The sequence below is a fragment of the Solibacillus sp. FSL R7-0682 genome, assembly GCF_038005985.1.
Lineage (GTDB): Bacteria > Bacillota > Bacilli > Bacillales_A > Planococcaceae > Solibacillus.
In genome coordinates this window covers 555461-575000 of the sequence record NZ_JBBOUI010000001.1, presented here as the reverse complement: position 1 = coordinate 575000, position 19540 = coordinate 555461, and the positions used below count along the sequence as shown (strand labels likewise).

The 19540-nt window shown below is 37.2% G+C and carries 22 protein-coding genes (1 of these 22 only partly in view); 5 read left to right on the top strand and 17 right to left on the bottom strand.

The window, feature by feature from the left end:
* On the bottom strand, positions 1-556 hold the 5' portion of the coding sequence (locus MKZ17_RS02910) for a nucleotidyltransferase-like protein (protein WP_340722316.1). The gene continues 338 nt to the left of window position 1, outside the view; the window shows 556 of its 894 coding nt (coding positions 1-556); the start codon lies at positions 554-556; the stop codon falls past the left edge of the window.
* A 275-nt stretch (positions 557-831) separates the two neighbouring features.
* Between MKZ17_RS02910 and MKZ17_RS02905 the strand changes: the two genes are divergently transcribed.
* Positions 832-1176, top strand: a complete 345-nt coding sequence (locus tag MKZ17_RS02905; RefSeq protein ID WP_340722315.1) for a YgzB family protein — start codon at positions 832-834, stop codon at positions 1174-1176.
* 82 nt (positions 1177-1258) lie between these two features.
* Here MKZ17_RS02905 and perR read toward each other — a convergent pair whose 3' ends face one another.
* From perR to bcp, 3 genes are all read right to left on the bottom strand, one after another.
* The gene (gene perR / locus MKZ17_RS02900) at positions 1259-1705 is read right to left on the bottom strand and encodes a peroxide-responsive transcriptional repressor PerR (RefSeq protein WP_340722314.1); all 447 of its coding nucleotides are present in this window, start codon (positions 1703-1705) and stop codon (positions 1259-1261) included.
* Positions 1706-1906: 201 nt separating this feature from the next.
* Complete coding sequence (locus MKZ17_RS02895; protein ID WP_340722313.1) at positions 1907-2854, bottom strand: D-2-hydroxyacid dehydrogenase; 948 nt, start codon at positions 2852-2854, stop codon at positions 1907-1909.
* A gap of 36 nt (positions 2855-2890) precedes the next feature.
* The gene (gene bcp, locus MKZ17_RS02890; RefSeq protein WP_340722312.1) at positions 2891-3358 is read right to left on the bottom strand and encodes a thioredoxin-dependent thiol peroxidase; all 468 of its coding nucleotides are present in this window, start codon (positions 3356-3358) and stop codon (positions 2891-2893) included.
* A 134-nt stretch (positions 3359-3492) separates the two neighbouring features.
* Here bcp and MKZ17_RS02885 point away from each other — a divergent pair, with 134 nt between their 5' ends.
* Both MKZ17_RS02885 and MKZ17_RS02880 read left to right on the top strand, forming a co-directional pair.
* A complete protein-coding gene (locus tag MKZ17_RS02885; RefSeq protein WP_340722311.1) occupies positions 3493-4779 on the top strand; it encodes a glutamate-1-semialdehyde 2,1-aminomutase in 1287 nt (428 codons plus the stop codon).
* An 84-nt stretch (positions 4780-4863) separates the two neighbouring features.
* Entirely contained in the window at positions 4864-5958 is a 1095-nt protein-coding gene (locus MKZ17_RS02880; RefSeq protein ID WP_340722310.1) for an aromatic acid exporter family protein, read from the top strand.
* A gap of 49 nt (positions 5959-6007) precedes the next feature.
* On the opposite strand, the gene MKZ17_RS02875 is transcribed toward MKZ17_RS02880, so the two are convergent.
* The 10 genes from MKZ17_RS02875 to mutY all read right to left on the bottom strand — a co-directional run bounded on the left by MKZ17_RS02875 (position 6008) and on the right by mutY (position 15929).
* Positions 6008-6895: an ABC transporter permease gene (locus tag MKZ17_RS02875; protein WP_340722309.1), complete on the bottom strand. Its 888-nt coding sequence runs from the start codon at positions 6893-6895 to the stop codon at positions 6008-6010.
* A gap of 18 nt (positions 6896-6913) precedes the next feature.
* Complete coding sequence (locus MKZ17_RS02870; protein WP_340722308.1) at positions 6914-7918, bottom strand: ABC transporter permease; 1005 nt, start codon at positions 7916-7918, stop codon at positions 6914-6916.
* Between the two features lie 77 nt (positions 7919-7995).
* On the bottom strand, positions 7996-9633 hold the full coding sequence (locus MKZ17_RS02865) for an ABC transporter substrate-binding protein (protein WP_445326894.1): 1638 nt from the start codon (positions 9631-9633) through the stop codon (positions 7996-7998).
* Positions 9634-9664: 31 nt separating this feature from the next.
* Positions 9665-10645: an ABC transporter ATP-binding protein gene (locus MKZ17_RS02860; RefSeq protein WP_340722307.1), complete on the bottom strand. Its 981-nt coding sequence runs from the start codon at positions 10643-10645 to the stop codon at positions 9665-9667.
* Positions 10620-11636, bottom strand: coding sequence for an ABC transporter ATP-binding protein (locus MKZ17_RS02855; protein ID WP_340722306.1), 1017 nt, complete (start codon positions 11634-11636; stop codon positions 10620-10622). Before MKZ17_RS02855 ends, MKZ17_RS02860 begins: the two co-directional genes overlap by 26 nt.
* 317 nt (positions 11637-11953) lie before the next feature.
* Complete coding sequence (locus MKZ17_RS02850; RefSeq protein ID WP_340722305.1) at positions 11954-13699, bottom strand: ABC transporter ATP-binding protein; 1746 nt, start codon at positions 13697-13699, stop codon at positions 11954-11956.
* A gap of 149 nt (positions 13700-13848) precedes the next feature.
* Entirely contained in the window at positions 13849-14400 is a 552-nt protein-coding gene (ntdP, locus tag MKZ17_RS02845) for a nucleoside tri-diphosphate phosphatase (RefSeq protein WP_340722304.1), read from the bottom strand.
* 181 nt (positions 14401-14581) lie between these two features.
* Entirely contained in the window at positions 14582-14782 is a 201-nt protein-coding gene (locus MKZ17_RS02840) for a hypothetical protein (protein WP_340722303.1), read from the bottom strand.
* Entirely contained in the window at positions 14748-14870 is a 123-nt protein-coding gene (locus tag MKZ17_RS02835; protein WP_340722302.1) for a hypothetical protein, read from the bottom strand. The genes MKZ17_RS02840 and MKZ17_RS02835 overlap by 35 nt, the downstream gene beginning before the upstream one ends.
* Positions 14871-15929 carry an A/G-specific adenine glycosylase gene (gene mutY, locus MKZ17_RS02830; RefSeq protein ID WP_340722301.1) on the bottom strand — a complete coding sequence of 353 codons (1059 nt, stop codon included), beginning with the start codon at positions 15927-15929 and terminating at the stop codon, positions 14871-14873.
* A gap of 116 nt (positions 15930-16045) precedes the next feature.
* Here mutY and MKZ17_RS02825 point away from each other — a divergent pair, with 116 nt between their 5' ends.
* Entirely contained in the window at positions 16046-17035 is a 990-nt protein-coding gene (locus tag MKZ17_RS02825; protein ID WP_340722300.1) for a metal-dependent hydrolase, read from the top strand.
* 50 nt (positions 17036-17085) lie between these two features.
* Here the strand turns inward: MKZ17_RS02825 and MKZ17_RS02820 are convergent, their stop codons facing one another.
* From MKZ17_RS02820 to recX, 3 genes are read right to left on the bottom strand one after another with little or no spacing between them, the layout of a single operon-like run.
* Positions 17086-17346, bottom strand: coding sequence for a YfhJ family protein (locus MKZ17_RS02820; protein WP_445326935.1), 261 nt, complete (start codon positions 17344-17346; stop codon positions 17086-17088).
* Between the two features lie 10 nt (positions 17347-17356).
* The gene (locus tag MKZ17_RS02815) at positions 17357-17686 is read right to left on the bottom strand and encodes a YfhH family protein (RefSeq protein ID WP_340722298.1); all 330 of its coding nucleotides are present in this window, start codon (positions 17684-17686) and stop codon (positions 17357-17359) included.
* The gene (gene recX, locus MKZ17_RS02810; protein ID WP_340722297.1) at positions 17679-18488 is read right to left on the bottom strand and encodes a recombination regulator RecX; all 810 of its coding nucleotides are present in this window, start codon (positions 18486-18488) and stop codon (positions 17679-17681) included. Before recX ends, MKZ17_RS02815 begins: the two co-directional genes overlap by 8 nt.
* Before the next feature lie 103 nt (positions 18489-18591).
* On the opposite strand from recX, the gene MKZ17_RS02805 reads away from it, so the two are divergent.
* A complete protein-coding gene (locus MKZ17_RS02805; protein ID WP_340722296.1) occupies positions 18592-19500 on the top strand; it encodes a TIGR01777 family oxidoreductase in 909 nt (302 codons plus the stop codon).
* Positions 19501-19540: the final 40 nt, after the last annotated feature.

The window sequence follows — 19540 nt, the reverse complement described above, 5'->3', positions numbered from 1 at the left end:
TAGCTGGGTCATTTCTTTTTACTTGTGCCCAAACTGTTACCTCTGGATAATTTCCACTATCAATTATTGATAAACGGCCTAAGTGATGCAGTGAGGCAATTACATGATTGTATGCATCTAAATGATGACCGCCATCAAAAAACTCTTTTCCCTCTTGATAACGGCGAATTAACTTCGCGAATTGAATACCCGTTTTTAACTTTCTACCGAAGAATGGGAACTCTTGCATTTCTGAACGTAATTTAAATAAAAATTCATTACGGTCGAACATCACTTTACCATGTAAGAGCCAGTCTACTAAACGCTTATTGGAGCCAATAAAAATCCATTTCCGCAGTCGTTCTTCTGTTAAAATGTGCATAACCATTTTTGCTTCACCATATGCATAATGTTTCGAAAATATTGGAGAAGCTGCTTCTTTTACTATAATAAGAAGAACCGCATCAAAAGTATCTGTCACATTCAATGCATCTTCACGTTTATTTATTAAAATAACTCCCAATGTATCAGGTTGGCTAGCGCGTTCTTGATAAATCGGTCTTAAAATGTGTTCCATAATGTTCCCCCTAAGAAATTCACTACTAATAATTATATACACATTGTAAATGGTATAAGACAATTTAACTAGTAAGTATTAAAATCGTTCTTTATTTCCTATTAGTAATCCATCATTATTAATACAACTAGAGTTTCATTTCGACATCTTATTTTACAAATCCTTTTAAAACCGTATTTTGTTTTAAAATAATCACTAATATCCATTTTCTTTCACATCTACTAAATTAAATCCAATTTATGTTATAGTATAATTTAGATTGGGAGGCAAACGATATGAAAAAATATAGCAATAAAATTAATAAAATCCGTTCCTTCGCACTGGCTCTTATTTTTATCGGTTTTGTCATTATGTACGGTGCTATTTTCTTCAGAGAAAATCAACTATTAGTTCTACTTTTCATGTCAATCGGTCTGTTATGTATTATTGGTAGTACCGTTGTCTATGGCTGGATTGGGTTGTTATCAACTCGTGCTGTGCAAGTTGTTTGTCCAGAATGCGGAAAATGGACAAAGATTTTAGGGCGCGTAGACTTATGTATGTATTGTAATGAACCACTTACAATGGACCCTAATTTAGAAGGTAAAGAGTTTGATCAATCTTATAATAGTAAGAAATAACGTTTTAAGTGTGCATCATTTTGATTGCACACTTTTTTTATAAAATATAAAAACCTAGCAGGATACTTACTGCTAGGTCTAATTAAAATACTTTTTTTGCGCTAGTTGCGACACAATCAGGACATGTACCATAGACTTCTAAACGATGTGAATTTACTTCAAAGCCTGTAACATGCGAAGCGAATTGCTCAACTTCATTTAACCCTGGGTAATGGAAATCCACAATTTTACCACAGCATTCACAAATCATATGGTAATGATCTCCAGTAACAAAATCAAAACGACTTGCTGCATCTCCGTAAGTTAACTCTTTTACTAAACCTACTTCCCGAAATACACGTAAATTATTATATACTGTCGCTACACTCATATTTGGAAATTTATCACCAAGTGCTTTGTAGATATCATCAGCTGTTGGGTGAATCATACTTTGAATTAAATATTCTAAAATCGCATGACGCTGAGGAGTAATTCTTACACCAGTTGTCTTTAACGTGTCTAGCGCATCTTTTAAATGCATTTCAGACATCGTTGTGCACCTCTCTTCACACATATTATTATTTTATAATTGTTATAAATAGTGTATCGAATTTATCCACAACTTGTCAACAATTGCTTATTACCAATTAAGTGAATTTCACTTAATCTTGTAATTTAGACTACTATTTTATCAAAACTCTAATTGAAAATATTTTATAGAAACTTTGTAATAAAAGGGTTAAATTCTCAATTAGTATCCACGTAAAATATTCATTTTATTATCAAGGTCTCGTTCTCCGTTCAGCCATTTTTGCAAGCTTGGTTTAAAAATTTCTAAGCTACGCTCTACATAACGTGAAGAATGACTTGAAAAATGCGGAGAAAGTGTAACATTTTCTAACTCCCATAACGCGCTAGTTGTTGGTAGGGGTTCAATTTCATATACATCAAGAACGGCATGTGCAACAAGTTTGTCTTCTAATACTTTTACAAGTACTTCTGTTTCCACTAAATCGCCACGGCCAAAATTCATAAAAATAGCCGATTCCTTCATTAGTTTAAAATGTTCATACGACAGTAAATGCCTCGTTTCTTTCGTTGATGGAAGCATTGAAATCACGATATCTGCCTTAGGTAATTGTTCTTTTAATTCATTTAATGAATATGTTTCATCCATATAGGGAGCAGGTTCCGACGAACGATTACAGCCTATCGTATATACATCAAAGGCTTGTAAAATTCGGCCAATCTCTCCTCCAATTGCTCCAGGACCAATAATTAATGCTGTACTACCGTTTAGCTCTGAGACCCTCGCTTTTTTATTCCATTCCTTTTTCTTTTGCTGCTCGTAAACGAATGGAATGGCACGCTTTAACGCTAAAATATGGGCCAATATCGATTCTGTCATTGGCTTTTTGTGAATACCACGTACATTAGAAACAATAATATTTCGTTTTGCTATTGCCTCCGCTGGCATTTTCTCGATACCTGCTGAAGCAACGAATATCCACTCCAACTTTTCTGCTCGCTCGAGATGCTCCTCTTTTAAATCCTCTCCATATGTAACTAATATTTCTGAGTTAGCCAATTTGGCTGGATCTAATTTTGTATCAAATTCAAATTTCACTTGTGGAAATTCGGCGACTAATGGATTTTTCAAGTCTTCTCTTGGTTCAAATGTAAAATAAATCGTTGTCATTTAGACTCCCCTTTATGCACAGCTGTTAACAAAAATTTACTTTGTGCGTATTTTTAAATAGCTTAACACATCTTCAATATGATTTTTTACACGTACTTTACGCCACTCTTTTTCGATAATCCCCTCTTCATTAATTAAAAAAGTTGTGCGCTCTATCCCCATATACTCCTTGCCGAAGTTTTTCTTCAGTACCCACACACCGTATTTTTCTGCTATTTCATGGTTTGCATCAACTAACAATGAAAATGGTAGGCCATGTTTTTCAATAAACTTCGTATGCTTACTTGCATCATCCATACTAACGCCTAAAATCACTGCATTAAGCTCGGAAAAGTCATCATGCTTATCACGAAAGTCGCATGCTTGCGTTGTACATCCTGGCGTTAAATCTTTCGGATAAAAATAAAGAATTACATTTTTCCCCTTAAAACCATCTAATCGAACGATATCTCCATTTTCATTTGGCAACGAAAACTGAGGTGCCTTTGTATTTTCTAAAGTCATTGCTACATTACCTCCTAAATTTTCTTCTATCGTACAAAACAATGCCCGTTGTTTCAAATTCTTTGGCTTTACACTCCAATACATACTACAATAGAAAAGATTATATATAATGCGACCATTTGGAGGAATCATAAATGAATCATACAAAATCTGAACAACTACACACTGAAGCACTCGAACATATTGTTGGCGGTGTAAACAGCCCTTCACGTTCTTATAAAGCAGTCGGCGGTGGCGCACCAGTCGTTATGGCCCGTGGAAAAGGCGCATACTTTTGGGATGTTGATGGCAATCGCTACATCGACTATTTAGCTGCTTATGGACCTATCGTAACAGGTCATGGCCACCCACACATCGCTAAAGCAATTGCTCATGCTGCAGAAACAGGTGTTTTATTCGGAACTCCTACTGAGCATGAAATAACATTTGCAAAAATGTTAAAAGAAGCTATTCCTACATTAGATAAAGTGCGTTTTAACAATTCAGGTACAGAAGCAGTTATGACAACAGTACGTGTTGCTCGTGCATATACAGGACGCACAAAAATCATTAAATTTGCGGGTTGCTACCATGGTCACTTCGACCAAGTTTTAGTAGCAGCTGGCTCTGGTCCTGCTACACTTGGTTCACCAGACTCAGCAGGTGTTCCCGAAGCAGTAGCAACAGAAGTCATCACAGTACCATTTAATAATGAAGAAGAATTTACATTGGCTATGGAAAAATGGGGTAAAGACATAGCAGGAATTTTAATTGAACCAATCGTTGGGAACTTCGGAATTGTGGAGCCAAATAAAGGGTTCTTAGAGCATGTTCACACATTAGCAAAACAATATGGTGCTTTAACAATTCACGATGAAGTCATCACAGCGTTCCGCTTCCATTATGGTGCCGCACATACTCTTCTTGGTTTAACACCGGATTTAGTTGCAATGGGTAAAGTGATCGGTGGCGGTTTACCAATTGGTGCTTATGGTGGCCGAAAAGAAGTAATGGAAACAGTTGCTCCACTTGGTCCAGCATACCAAGCTGGCACGATGGCAGGTAACCCTGCAAGTATGCAAGCAGGTATCGCTTGCTTAGAGGTATTAAAACAACCTGGTATTTATGAAGAAATGGACCGTCTTGGTGCTTTACTGGAAGAAGGTATTTTAACAGCTGCCAAAAAGCATAATGTGACAATTACTTTAAATCGTCTTAAAGGTGCTTTTGCTGTATACTTCACAGATGAAAAAGTAGAAAACTATGAGCAGGCTGAAAATACTGACGGTGAAAAATTTGGGCGATTCTTTAAGCTTATGCTTTCGCAAGGGATTAACTTAGCTCCTTCAAAATACGAAGCTTGGTTTTTAACAACAGAACATACAGAAGAAGATGTCCAAGAAACATTAAAGGCAGTAGACTACGCATTCTCCCAACTATAATCTTTCAATTCATGGCCGCTATAAGTATATTGTTTATAGCGGCCCGCTTTTTACATATTGGGTAGGAAAGGAGGAACCTTTTCAATGAAATTAGGAGCACGTGTATTAAAAACAGGTGTGGCCATTGTTTTTGCATTATTTTTAGCCGAACTTTTAAATGTACCATCTCCAGTATTTGCTGGGATTGCAGCTGTTTTTGCCATTCAACCATCCATTTACCGCTCTTATCTTACTATTTTAGAACAAATTCAAGGGAACTTAATTGGCGCCACAATTGCCGTCGTTTTTGGTCTCATATTTGGACATCACATTGTTGCAATTGGCATTGCTGCAATTATCGTAATTGGATTAATGATGAAATTAAAATTAGAAAAATCGATCTCGCTCGCACTTGTTACGGTCATTGCCATAATGGAAGTGCCTGGAGACGAATTTTTAATGTTCGGACTTATCCGTTTCGGAACTGTCATGCTCGGAGTTTTTGCTGCATTTATTGTAAATTTAGTGTTCTTACCACCTAAGTATGAAGTGAAATTATTTAAACAAATCAACTTTGTACAGGATGATATCATTCGCTGGACTAGACTGGCAGTGCGTCAGGCAAGTGAGCATACTTCTACGAAAATAGCTATTACTAAATTGCATTCTCGGTTAAGCGAGCTTGATACGATGTATGATTTCTTTAAGGAAGAACGTAGCTACTTTAAAAATCAAAAGTTTGTAAAGGCTCGTAAGCTTGTCGTTTATCGCCAAATGCTCATTACTTCAAAAAAGAGCCTTGAATTATTAGGTCGTTTGCATAAGCACGAAAATGAGCTTGGCAAATTACCGAAGCAATTTCAAATTATAATTCAAGAACGGTTAGATTTTTTACTAACGTATCATGAACAACTCTTATTGAAGTATACCGGTAAGCTGAGGCCAGAGCATTCAAAGTGGACTCGTCATGAAGAATATTTGCAGGGCAGTGAATTGATGGAGCAATTCATCAAGCAAATCGCGATTGCACAAGAAGAGGCCGAAGAAGATGAACAATTTTCGAGCTATCATTTGTTGTACATTTTATCGCGAATATTAGATTATGAGGAAAACTTAGAACACTTAGATACGTTAATTGTGTCCTACCGAAGCTATCATAGTGACGAAAAAAATGTTGATTTAGAAGTAGAATTTTACTAACCTAACGAAAATGGAGAAGCACAATAGTTCATATGTGCTTCTCCATTTTTCAACTTTTCATTTTCGGGTCTAATGCATCTCGTAAACCGTCACCCATTAAGTTAAAACCTATTACCGTAAGCATAATAGCTAGTCCTGGGAAGATCATTGCCCACGGTGCATTTAATAAAAACATACGTGCATCAGCTAACATTTTGCCCCATTCTGGCTGAGGTGCTTCAGCGCCTAAACCTAAGAAACCTAGTGCTGCTGCCTCAATAATCGCCGTTGCAATAGAAAGCGTACCTTGTACTATTACCGGTGTCATCGAATTTGGTAATATATGCTTCCATAAAATTCGCGTATTTTTCATACCAATCGCTCTCGCTGCATGAATGTATTCTTCTTCTTTTATACTTAATACCCGAGAACGAATAAGTCGGCCGAAACTAGGAATATTGATAATGGCAATAGCAATTAATGCATTTTGTAAAGATGGGCCTAAAATCGATACAACCGCAATCGCTAGTAATATACTAGGGAAAGCTAACATAATATCGAAAATCCTCGATATTATTGTATCCACTAATCGTCCGTAATACCCTGCAATTATCCCTAAAAAACTACCGACTACCGCAGAAATTAAAACCGCAGATAAGCCAACCGTCAAAGAAAGTCGTGCCCCATGTAAAATTCTCGAAAGTACATCGCGACCTAGATCATCTGTTCCAAACCAAAATTCAGCGGACGGAGGCTGTAAGCGAAGGGTTAAATTTTGATCATTTATGCCTTGCGGAGCAATAGATGGACCGATAATTGCTAGTAGAACAAAAAATAAAACAATTCCACTTCCAACTAAGGCTGACTTATTCTTTTTAAAGCTTGACCATGCTTCTAGCCATGGTCCTCTCACCTTTTCCTCTTGTATTACTAGTTTTTCCGTTACAATTTCAGTCATTCTTAGGGCGCCTCCTTCCTAATTGTATTTAATGCGGGAATCAATTACTGTATAAAGAATGTCGACGACCAAATTAATCATGACAAATAAAAATGCTACAATTAAAATTCCTGACTGAATTACTGGATAATCACGGAAGCCAATTGCTTCATATATATAGCGTCCGACGCCTGGCCAGCTAAAAATCGTTTCAGTTAATATTGCACCGCCAAGCAACATGCCTGTTTGTAAACCAATCACAGTTAATACTGGAATTAACGCATTTTTTAGTGCGTGTTTATAGATTACGATAAACATTCTTTGTCCTTTTGCACGTGCTGTACGTACAAAATCCGAGCGCATAACCTCAAGCATCGATGCACGGGTAATGCGAGCGATAATTGCTGTAGGAATTGTAGCAAGTGCCAAACCTGGTAAAATTAAATGCTTTAACACGACAATAAATTGATCAAAGCGACCTTGTAGTAAAGTATCTATTAAATAAAAATTCGTAATAGCCATAACGGGATCTCGCACTTCTTCGCGCCCTGAAGTTGGAAGCCATCCTAGCTGTATACCAAAAGCCCACTGCTCCATTAAGCCCAACCAGAAGATTGGCATTGATACTCCAATTAGTGCAATTACCATTGCCAAATAATCAAACCAGGAATTTTGGAACCAAGCAGAAATGATACCCGCATTGACACCGATAAAGATTGCTAATAGCATTGCGAAAAATGCAAGCTCAAATGTAGCTGCTAAATAAGGCCATACTTCTGCAGAGATTGGTTGCCTCGTTCTAAGTGATTCACCTAAATCACCTGTAAAAATCCCCTTTAGGTATTCTATATATTGTACATACCAAGGATTATCAAGCCCTAGTTTTTGTCGAAGAGCAGCAATCGCTTCAGCTGTAGCTTGCTGGCCTAAAATAACTTGCGCTGGATCCCCTGGAATTGCACGAATAATTAAAAAAACGATAAATGACATTCCCAGCAATACAGGTATTAAATGTAATAAACGTTTGCCAATGTAGTGAAGCATTATCTTCACCCCTTTTACGATTGAATGTGTAAGTAATAAGAAAAGGGAGAGGCGTGTTACCTCCCCCTTCTTTTTTATTATTCTATTGAAACATTATCTAATTTGTCAGAGCCAGTTGGGTGTGGTAAGAATCCTTTCACACCAGCTTTTGCAGCAAGTAGTGGTGTTGAGTGTGCAAGTGGTACCCAAGGCGCATCCTCATGAATGATTTCTTGAGCTTTTTTGTATAAATCATTACGTACATTCTCATCCGTCTCAGATTGTGCCTTAATTAATAAGTCATGCACCTCATCATTTGAGTAATACGCATAGTTATTACTTCCAATATTGTCCTTATCTAATAATGTGTAGATGAAGTTATCTGCATCTCCATTATCACCAGTCCATCCAAGCATGAATGCATCTGCTTCACCGTCTTTTGCCTTATCTAAATACGTCGCCCATTCAAATGTTACAATTTTAGATGGGATTCCAACATCCTCTAGGTTTTTCTGAATAACTTCAGCAACCTTTGCTCCGTCTGGCATATATGGACGAGGAACTGGCATTGCCCATAGTTCAATTTCTTTTCCATCATAACCAGCTTCCGCTAATAAAGCTTTCGCTTTTTCTGGATCATATGGGTATGGAGAAATTGCATCGTTATAGCCACTAATTGATGGTGGCATCGGGTTTGCTGCTACTTCCGCACGTCCCTCAAAAAATGCATCTACAATTGCCTGTTTATTAATTGCATAATTGACAGCTTGTCGAACTAATTTATTATCAAATGGTGCACGCGTGTTTGTTAAACCTAAATAACCAATATTCATAGATGGACGCTCAATTAACTGTAATTCTGAATTTCCTTCAACTGTTTTACCGTCAGATGGGTTAACCCCGTCTGCCAAGTCGATATGACCAGCTATTAATTCATTTAATCGAGCTGAGTTATCTGGAATTGAACGGAAGATTACTTTATCTAATTTCGGTAACCCTTCTTCCCAGTAATCTTCAAACTTTTCAATTGTAATTGAATCATTACGTTTCCATTCAGTAAATTTGAATGGTCCTGTTCCTACAGGATTATCACCAAATTTATCCCCAGCAGCTTCAAATGCTGTTGGCGATCCGATACCGAATGGACTCATCGCCAAGTTTTTAAGGAATGGTGCTTGTGGACGAGATAATTTGAAGATTACTGTGTAATCCCCTTCTGAGGTAACCTCTGAAATAATATCTTCACCCTCTGCTTTAAACATCGAATTGAAGTAATAGAAGTCTTCCTCTTTACCACCTTTCCAACGATCTACATTCTTAATAACTGCTTCCGCATTAAAGTCCGTGCCATCGTGGAATTTAACACCCTCTTGTAATTGGAATGTATACGTTAGACCATCATCCGATACAGTCCATTCCTTCGCTAAGCCTGGATGTATTGTTGTATCCTGCTCTCCGAAATTTAATAGTGTTTCAAAGAGGTTTTGTGTAACTTTAAAAGATTCTCCATCCGTAACGATACCTGGATCAAGTGATACTGAATCTGCACCACGTCCAAATACTAAAACTTGAGGTGTTGAAGAACTTGAATCGTCTGTATTTTCAGTTGTTGGTGTGCCTGTATCTGTTTCTGTCTCTCCAGATGAATTGGCATCGTCAGATCCACATGCAGCTAAAAATAGCGCCATTGTTAAAAGCATAACTAGACTTAATAATTTCAAATACCCTTTCTTCAATAAAATACCCCCTAGAAATGATGTTCTATTATCATTGTTGCGTTCCACTATATAAATGACACGCAACAGAATGACCAATTTTAACTTCCCTTAATACCGGAACGTCTTGTTTACAACGCTCCATTGCAAGAGGACAACGCGTATGGAATGCACAGCCTAGTGGTGGATTTGATGGGCTTGGAATATCCCCCTTCAAAATTATTTGCTCACGTTCAAATTGTGGGTCCGGAATTGGTACGGCGGACAATAAAGCTTGTGTATATGGATGTAGCGGTTCATTATAAAGCGATTCACTTTCAGAAAGCTCTACTAATCTACCTAAATACATCACACCAACCCGATCACTAATATGGCGAACAACACCTAAATCATGAGCAATAAAGATATAAGTAAGCTTTAAATCTTCCTGCAATTTTTGCATTAAATTTAACACTTGTGCTTGAATTGATACATCCAGTGCTGATACAGGTTCATCTGCAATAATTAGCTTTGGATTTGTCATGAGTGCTCGCGCAATACCAATCCTTTGACGCTGACCGCCGCTAAATTGGTGTGGATATCGCTTTGCATGATAAGCATTTAATCCTACAATTTCCAGATATTCATGTACTTTCTGTTTGCGCTCTGCTGCATTCCCAATCCCATGAACGATAAGGGGTTCTTCAAGTATTTTCCCAACGGTGTGTCTTGGGTTTAACGAAGCATACGGATCTTGAAATACCATTTGAATATCACGCCGTGCTTTACGCATTTCTTCTGAATTTAACTTCGTCAACTCGACTCCATTAAAAATCACTGTTCCTTCAGTTGGCTCATGAAGTCGCATGATCGCACGACCTGTAGTTGATTTACCACAGCCTGATTCGCCTACTATCCCCAGTGTTTCCCCCTCATACAATTCAAAGGAAACGTCATCAACCGCCTTTACATCGCCGACATGACGAGCAAACATACCATGCCGGATTGGAAAGAACTTTTTTAAATTTTCAACTTTCAATAACACTTTCGACATTCGGAACCCCTCCTTCTACATCAAGTAGGAAACATCTAGCTTTATGAGTTTCGGATGTTCCGTAAAGTGATGGGTTTTCCATCATGCAACGTTCATGAGCAAATTCACAACGCGGCGCAAATCGACATCCACTTGCGATCGATCCTGGTTTTGGAACATTTCCAGGGATCGAATACAATGAATCCTTTTTATGGCGCATATCAGGTACGGATTGTATTAAACCTTTCGTATACGGGTGTTGTGGGTTTTTAAAAATTTCGTTTACCGGTGCTTCTTCCACAATCTGACCTGCGTACATTACAATTACTCGTTCGCATGTTTCAGCGACTACGCCAAGGTCATGGGTAATGAGAAGTACAGCTGTATGAAGTCGTTCGTTTAAATCACGCATTAATTTAAGAATTTGCGCTTGAATCGTTACATCTAGCGCAGTTGTGGGCTCATCCGCTATGAGCAGTTTAGGATCGCATACTAATGCCATTGCAATCATGACACGTTGTCGCATTCCTCCTGATAATTGATGGGGGTATTCTTTAATAAGCTCCTCTGCTCGTGGCAGTCCAACTAACTTCATCATTTCAATCGCTTTCTTTGTTGCCTGCTTTTTAGACCACTTCGGATTATGGATTAAAATTGCTTCAATTAGTTGATTTCCAATCGTAAATAGGGGATTAAGGGATGTCATAGGTTCTTGAAAAATCATTGCGATTTCTTTCCCACGAATTTTTCGCATTTGCTTCTCTTTATACTTTGAGATATCTTGCCCTTTTAATAATATTTCGCCATTTGTAATCTTTCCAGGTGGACTCGGAACTAGCCCCATAATCGATAATGATGTCACACTTTTTCCACAGCCCGATTCCCCTACAATCGCAAGTACCTCGCCCTCATAAACCGAGAAGCTAATACGGTCTACAGCTGCTATGTTTCCGCCATCCGTAAAAAAAGTCGTTTCAAGATTCTTCACTTCTAGAATTGCTTGCCGGTTCACACGACCACCTCAATTATCTGAAAATTAAAAGTATTTTAACATATGATATTACAACGAATATTAATTTACAACATTATTCTATTATATGTATTCAATTTGTATTTTAAGTCTACTTTTTCTACATTATTCGACTCTACCATTTATAAGTTTACTAATAAAAAAGAGGCTGCATGAAAAGTTTATAACTTCTCACACAGCCTTTTGTATACTAGATATTTGTATCAATACATTTATTCTTTTGTTGACTAAAATAAGAAATTTAACAGTCTCAATATATAGACACTGTATGGAAACCGACTTTCCTAATAATCTTTACTTTAATCAAGCTTTTGTACTTGGAATAAATTATAGTAGACCGCTTTATTTTGCATTAACTGCTCATGATTTCCACTCTCAACAACCTCACCATGTTCAATAACAAAAATTTTATCTGCATGTGTGATTGTGGATAAACGGTGTGCAATGACAATTGTCGTACGATTATGGGCTAATCGATCGAGTGACTCTTGAATTAACGCTTCGCTTTCTAAATCGAGTGCTGATGTCGCTTCATCTAGCACTAAAATCGGTGGATTTTTTAAAAATACTCGAGCAATTGCAACCCGTTGCTTTTGTCCACCTGAAAGTTTGACACCGCGCTCCCCTACCTTCGTATTGTAGCCATCTGGTAAGTTCATAATAAAGTCATGGGCATTTGCTGCCTTTGCAGCCGCAATAATTTCTTCATCCGTCGCATTCGGGTTCCCCATTATAATATTTTGCTTCACGGAATCACTAAATAAAATATTATCTTGTAGCACAATCCCTATTTGTGATCGTAGAGATTGAATAGTGACATCCTTAACATTAACGTCATCAATTTTCACTGCACCACTTGTTACATCATAAAAACGAGGAATTAAGCTGACAATTGTCGATTTACCCCCACCACTCATACCGACAAAGGCCACTGTTTGTCCAGGCTCAATCGTAAAGTCAACATTATTTAAAATCGCTTTGCCCTCTGCATCGTATTTGAATATTACATGCTCAAATTGAAGCTTCCCTTGTGCAGTAGGCAATTCAAGTGCAGCTACCTTATTTTGCACGTCATATTTCTCATCCATGAGCTCAAACATACGGTCCATCGATGCAATGGATTGCGTTAACATTGTTGATGAGCTTACTAATCGGCGAAGTGGTCCGTATAATCGTTCAATATACGCATAAAACGCTACCATCACCCCGATTGTTAAGTCATCATTTAAAAATTGATGCCCTGCAAAACCTATGACAATAAGCGGGGCCATATCTGTTATCGTATTGACGACTGCAAAAGATTTTGCATTCCAACGTGAATGTGCTAAAGCTTTATTTAAAAACTCGCCATTCGTTTCATCGAAAATTTGCTGTTCATGTTTTTCTAATGTGAAACTTTTAATAATACTCATTCCAGCTACTCGCTCATGCAAGTAACTTTGTACACCTGCTAGTGCTTGTGAACGATCTTTCGTTAGGCTACGTAGCTTGCCAAAGAAAAATTTCACACTAATCGCATAGAACGGCAGGGCAAAAAGCGAAACAATTGTTAGCTTTACATCCATCGAGAACATAATCCCTATTACAATCAAAATTGTTACAAGGTCTAACCATAAGTTCATGAGACCTGTCATAACAAAGTTTTTCGTTTGCTCTACATCATTAATAACTCGCGAAATAACCTCTCCAGCGCGGGTATTCGCATAATACTTTAAACTTAATTTTTGTAAGTGCCCGTACAATTCTTTACGTATATCAAATAGAATATTATTACTTAAATTTTGCGCAAAATATTGGCGATAATATTCAATTGGCGGACGAATTATAAAGAATAAAACGAGTGCAATACCAATCCAAGTAAAGAGCTGATTCATCTTTTCATCTTTTGTCAGATCATTATTTAATAACACATCATCTAAAACAACTTGTAATAGCCACGGTAAAAATAGCGGAATCGCAAATTTTACTATCCCAATAATAATGGTTAAAAATAATAAAAATTTATATGGTTTAACGAAACGCATATAACGTTTAATACTGTCCAATGCAAAAACACTTCCCCTATAGTTAATTTTGCAACAGCAACAATGATATCATAAATTGTCATTATTTGAGGAACGGTTTGCTTGAGAGCAAGAAATACTCTAAAACAAAAAACACAGGCAAACGCATTCTTTACGTTTGCCTGTGCTTATCATTCTTCTTTATTCGCTTGAATTTCACTGAGTAGCTCATAACGGTTTGTCCATGATTGAATAAAGTCGGGTGCAAATGGACCGCGTCGTTGCTCGATCCAGCTAACTAATGTTTTCACATTACGTTTTAAAATTTTATCAATCACTTCTGGATAATTCATCTCTAACCTGTGCTGCTCATATTCATCTTCATCTAATAACGCGTGACTCATATCCGGGAATACTTTAACATCCAAATCATAATCAATGTACTTTAAGCAGTTATTGTCAAATACAAAGGGAGAGCTGATGTTGCAATAATAGTAAACGCCGTCTTCTCTCAACATACAAATAATGTTAAACCAATGTTCTGCATGGAAATAACAAATTGATGGCTCCCGTGTCAACCAAGTTCGCCCATCTGACTCTGTAACAAGTGTTTTTTCATTTGCACCAATAATTATATTTTTGGTTGCTTTTAAAACCATTGTTTCTTGCCAGACACGGTGGATACTACCATTATGCTTGTAACTATGTATTTGTATCGTTTCTCCTTCAATCGGTAATGCCATTTGAAGCCCCACCTTTTCGTCATAGCTAATAATTCTAGCGGTCTTTATTGTATTATAACAATGCTTTGACAAAACTTGTAGTTCCAATACTATAATTTTCAAATTTATGCGTAAAATAACCGCAACTTATTGATGACAAGAAAAAAGCACATTCAGTGAATGTACTTTTAACTATTTTTGATTAAAATTTGTTGTTACGTTTTGCAAATTGCATATTGTTTTGCTCTTGCTCACGTTTTTGTTTTTGTTTTTGTTGTTCTACTTGATTGAAGTTTTGTTCTTGTCCGAACTCTTCAAGGTTGTTTTGCTTCTGGTTGTTTTGGAATTGGTTATTTTGGTTATTTTGATTATTTTGTTTTTGATTGTTGTTTTGACGTTTCATCAATATCACCTCCACGTTCATTATTGTGGTCGGTTATCGATGAAGTATGCATTGAAAATGAATCAATAATTTCTAAAGTCTCTTTCAATTATACTAATTTTCTCCAAATTTTCAACATCGGAACGGGCATCGGTATTTCAGCAATTTGTTCTTTTGTGTAAAAGGCTACGTCATTGCATAATGTTTCTGGCATAGTCTCTACATCGACTAAATGACTTTCAATCTGCCACGTTAAATGGGTGAAAATATGCTTAAAATTAATAATCGGAACCGCTAATGCTTGATTTAACTTCATACCGTATTGTTGCTCTACTTGGTCAAGGCTATTTTCATCTTCTTTTCGTTCAACCATTACAAATTGCCACATATTTGCTAGCAATCCTTCTGATGGTCTTTTTTCCATTAAGTATCGGCCTTCCTTGTCTCGGACAACAAACACATCTAGGTCTATTTTTTTTGTTTTCACTTTTTTGGATTTCACTGGTAAGCTCGCTGGATCACCCTCATGGAAGGCTGTACAATAATCACGGACAGGGCAAAGTAAACATTTTGGCGAGGTTGGCGTACAAATCAAGGCACCAAGCTCCATTAAACCCTGATTAAAGGCAGATGTATTATTTGGATCTATTAGTTCTGTAACAGCATGCTCAAAAATTTTCTTTGTTTTTGGTAAAGCAATATCCGCATCAATATTTAATACACGACTAAGTACACGCATTACATTACCATCCACAGCATGCTCAGGTTTCCCATATGCGATGCTTAAAATTGCACCTGCTGTATATGGACCAACACCTTTAAGCTTGGAAATATCGACACGATTGTCTGGTACTTTTCCTCCATACACTTCAACGACTTCGCGCACACCTGCTTGTAAATTACGTGCTCGTGAATAATAGCCAAGACCTTCCCACATTTTTAATAATTCTTCTTCATTTGCATATGCTAAGCTTTCGGAAGTCGGATATTTTTCAATAAAGCGATTATAATACGGAATAACCGTATCAACTCTTGTTTGTTGCAGCATTACTTCAGATACCCAAATTTTATAGGGCTCTTTAGTATGACGCCACGGGAGATCTCTTTGCTCCTCTATAAACCAATTCACTAAAGATTGGCGAAATTGTTTCGTAAATTGATAATTCACAATGTCCTCCAAATAGTCGATTTTATTTCCTTAAAAAAGGGTATATTATAATGGTAACAATCATTGTTAAATATTTCCGTTGTTTAACGGTTCCACTAACGAGGGGATGATTTTAGATGGACTCAGGCACACATTTCGTTATGGGAATTGCTTTAGGAGGATTAGCTCTTGCTGATCCTGTCGTAGCAAGTCATCCAGTCACCTTTACTGCTGTCATAGCAGGTACAATCATTGGATCACAAGCACCCGATGTCGATACTATTTTAAAACTTCGTAATAATGCTATATATATTCGCCACCATCGTGGGATTACTCATTCTATTCCCGCCGTCATTTTGTGGCCATTATTAATAGTTGGTTTTTTATCATTCATCTTACCTAATGCAAACTTATTCCACGTTTGGCTGTGGACTCAGCTTGCAGTATTTATACATGTCTTTGTCGACATTTTTAACGCATACGGAACACAAGCATTGCGCCCTTTCTCGAAAAAATGGGTTGCACTTGGTGTCATCAATACCTTTGATCCGCTTATTTTTGGTATGCACTGCATAGGGATTTTATTTTGGGCATTCGGCGCTAATCCAGTGCTTATCTTTAGCATCATGTATATTGTTATTTTCTTTTATTATCTTTTACGATTTGCGTTACAAAAGGCGATCAAATCAGCTGTCCATAATGAATTACAAGATGAAGAATTTGTCATTGTCGCACCAACGATGCGTTTCTTTCACTGGAAAATTGCCGCTAAGTCAAAAACTCACTTTTATGTTGGCCGTGCCTATAGAAGAACGGTCAACATATATGACAAATTTGAAATAGAGCCAATCCCAAAAACAGAATTTGTTGAGAAGGCAATGAAGGACCCAAATCTTGATGCATTTTTATCATTTTCCCCACTTCATCGTTGGGAAATTTCTGAACTTGAAAATGGCTTAACAGAGCTACGCTTAATCGATTTGCGCTATCGAAGTAATGATCGCTATCCATTCGTTGCGGTCGCGCATTTAAACGATGAATTAGAAATCGTTAATTCGTATACAGGCTGGATATTTACTGAAGAAAAGCTACAAAAAAAGCTACAAATTGGAGCTGGCAATGAATAAACATAAGGAGCTGTTCTATAGGTTTCAGCCTATGGAACAGCTCTTTTTCCTTAATTCATAGTATCTTCACTATCATTTAATAAATGTGCATATTTCGGGTTTTTAGCTGCAAATAAATGTAGCTGGTTGCCATAACTCTCAATTAGTTGGCCAACTAACTTTCCTGTGTACTCTGAACCACGGTAATCAGCGCCGGCCTTTGCTGAAGTTGCCTCAAAATCACTGCAAAGCAATTCAACCCATACACGTGCACGGTTTGCTGACATTTCAGGATTTTTTTCTAATAGCTGCTGCGTGAGCTTTTCATACATTTGCTCCACTTTACTTCCCTTCCTTCATTGGACGTAAAATTGATACTGGTAATGCTTCTTCAAAACGTTCACTGCCTAAACGATGTCCCCAAGCAAAGCGTCCCTTCAAATAATCTACCTGAAAAAACTCACCTGGCGAACCTGTAATACGATACATTTCACCTGGAATAATTGTATCTAAATCTACTAAATAAGCTTCTGCCATTAATGCTTTACGTTCATACACAGCGTATTCATTAACGATGCCTAGCTGCTCTGCTTTTCTTGCTTTTTCACGTAAGTTGGCGATTTCTTGACGTAGCTCCTGCTCTGTCATTTGGTTATAAGTCATTTCATTCATATTGTTCTTGCTCCTTTTGCTCAATAAATTCATTAATTATTTCTATCGGAAAGCCCTTTTGATAAAGTGCTTGCTTTACTTTTTGATGAAGTTCAAAGCCGGTAAATTTCGAGGAATATTTCCGCCAAATTTTTTCACCTTGCTGGTCGATTAAAGCTGTCCATTCATCTTCCTCACGCTTGAGCTCGATCTGCTCTAATATTTCTGTAACTACTGTATAAGTATATCCTTTACGTAGTAGTATCTCTTGGATTTTTTGCTTTACTTGTACAGGCGTTTTATTTTGGTTAGAGCGTATTGCTTTTTCTGCTAATTCTAACGCAAGTTTCAACTGTTCTTCATGGCTAAACGTTGAGAGTACCTGATTCTGTATTCCTTTATCAATACCTTTTTGTATTAAATCTTGACGGATTGCAGCTGGACCTTTTTTAACAGTACGCTTTCTCGTTTCGAGCAATGCTTTTGAAAAGCTTTCATCATTTAAAAAGCTTAGCTTTGTTAACTTATGAATCGCCTCTTGCACAACTGCTTCCCCATGCCCTGCCTGTAGTAATTTTCTTCTCACTTCATGCTCACTACGCATTTGGAAACTTAAAAAATTCAATCCTTTATTAAATGCTTTTGCAATTTCATCTTCATATTGTATTTCATCTATTTCAAACTGCTCAAGTACTTTGCCTTTTTGTAAACCAAATTTAATGAGCGTACTTTCATCTACCGCAAAGGCGTACTTTTCATTTAGGAAAATATTGTAGCGTTCCGCGTTATTTTTTTGACGTGTAATTTTTGTAACAACTTGCATAAGTACACCTCACTTTTAATTATGTACTTTTTAGTATACATCTTTTTACTTCGACTTTCATTGAACGGTATACTAGTATTAAAGGCAGAAATGGGGTGTTTTTATGAAAATTGCCATTGCTGGTGGAACTGGTATGGTTGGACATAAATTTAGCAAGCTTTTATTAGCAAATAATCATGAAGTCATTGTATTAACTCGTGGCGCTAGTCGTCAGGAAAACAATATTCACTATGTTCAGTGGCTAACAAAAGACGCGAAGCCAGAGCTTCACTTAGAAAATATTGATGCTTTTGTTAACTTAGCCGGCGTTTCCCTAAATGATGGACGTTGGACTAAAAATCAAAAAAACAATATTTACTCAAGTCGAATGGAATCAACTGCAGAAGTTTTGCGCATTTTATCTGTATTACCGAAAAAGCCTCATGTATTAATTAATGCTAGTGCAGTGGGTATTTATCCGATTTCTGAGACTACTATTTATACGGAACAGTCATCTGAAATAGCAGATGATTTTTTAGGCACTGTTGTAAAGCATTGGGAAGAACTCGCGTCACAAGCTGAACAACTTGGTATTCGCACATGTATTGCTCGCTTTGGTGTTATATTAGCAAAAGATGAAGGTGCATTACCGCTTATGGCACTCCCTTATCAGCTAGGGGTTGGAGGAACTGTTGGTTCTGGTCGTCAATGGCTGAGTTGGGTTCATATTGATGATGTTGTCCGCGCATTACTTTTTTTGATCGAGCATTCTGATTTATCAGGGCCTATTAACATCACGACACCTAATGTGAAACGAATGAAGGATTTTGGTAAAGCAATTGGCGCTGCTTTAAATCGGCCACATTGGTTGCCTGTTCCGAGCATTGCTTTAAAACTTGCTCTCGGTGAAAAAAGTGTGCTCGTTTTAGAAGGTCAGCATGTAGTCCCCGAAAAATTATTAAATGCTCATTTTGAATTTCAATTTGTTTCCGTGCAAGATGCCGTTGAGCACTTATATCGGAAAAGCGAATAAAAAACTTTAACTAACGCAACCTAACGAAAAAGGAGGTTGC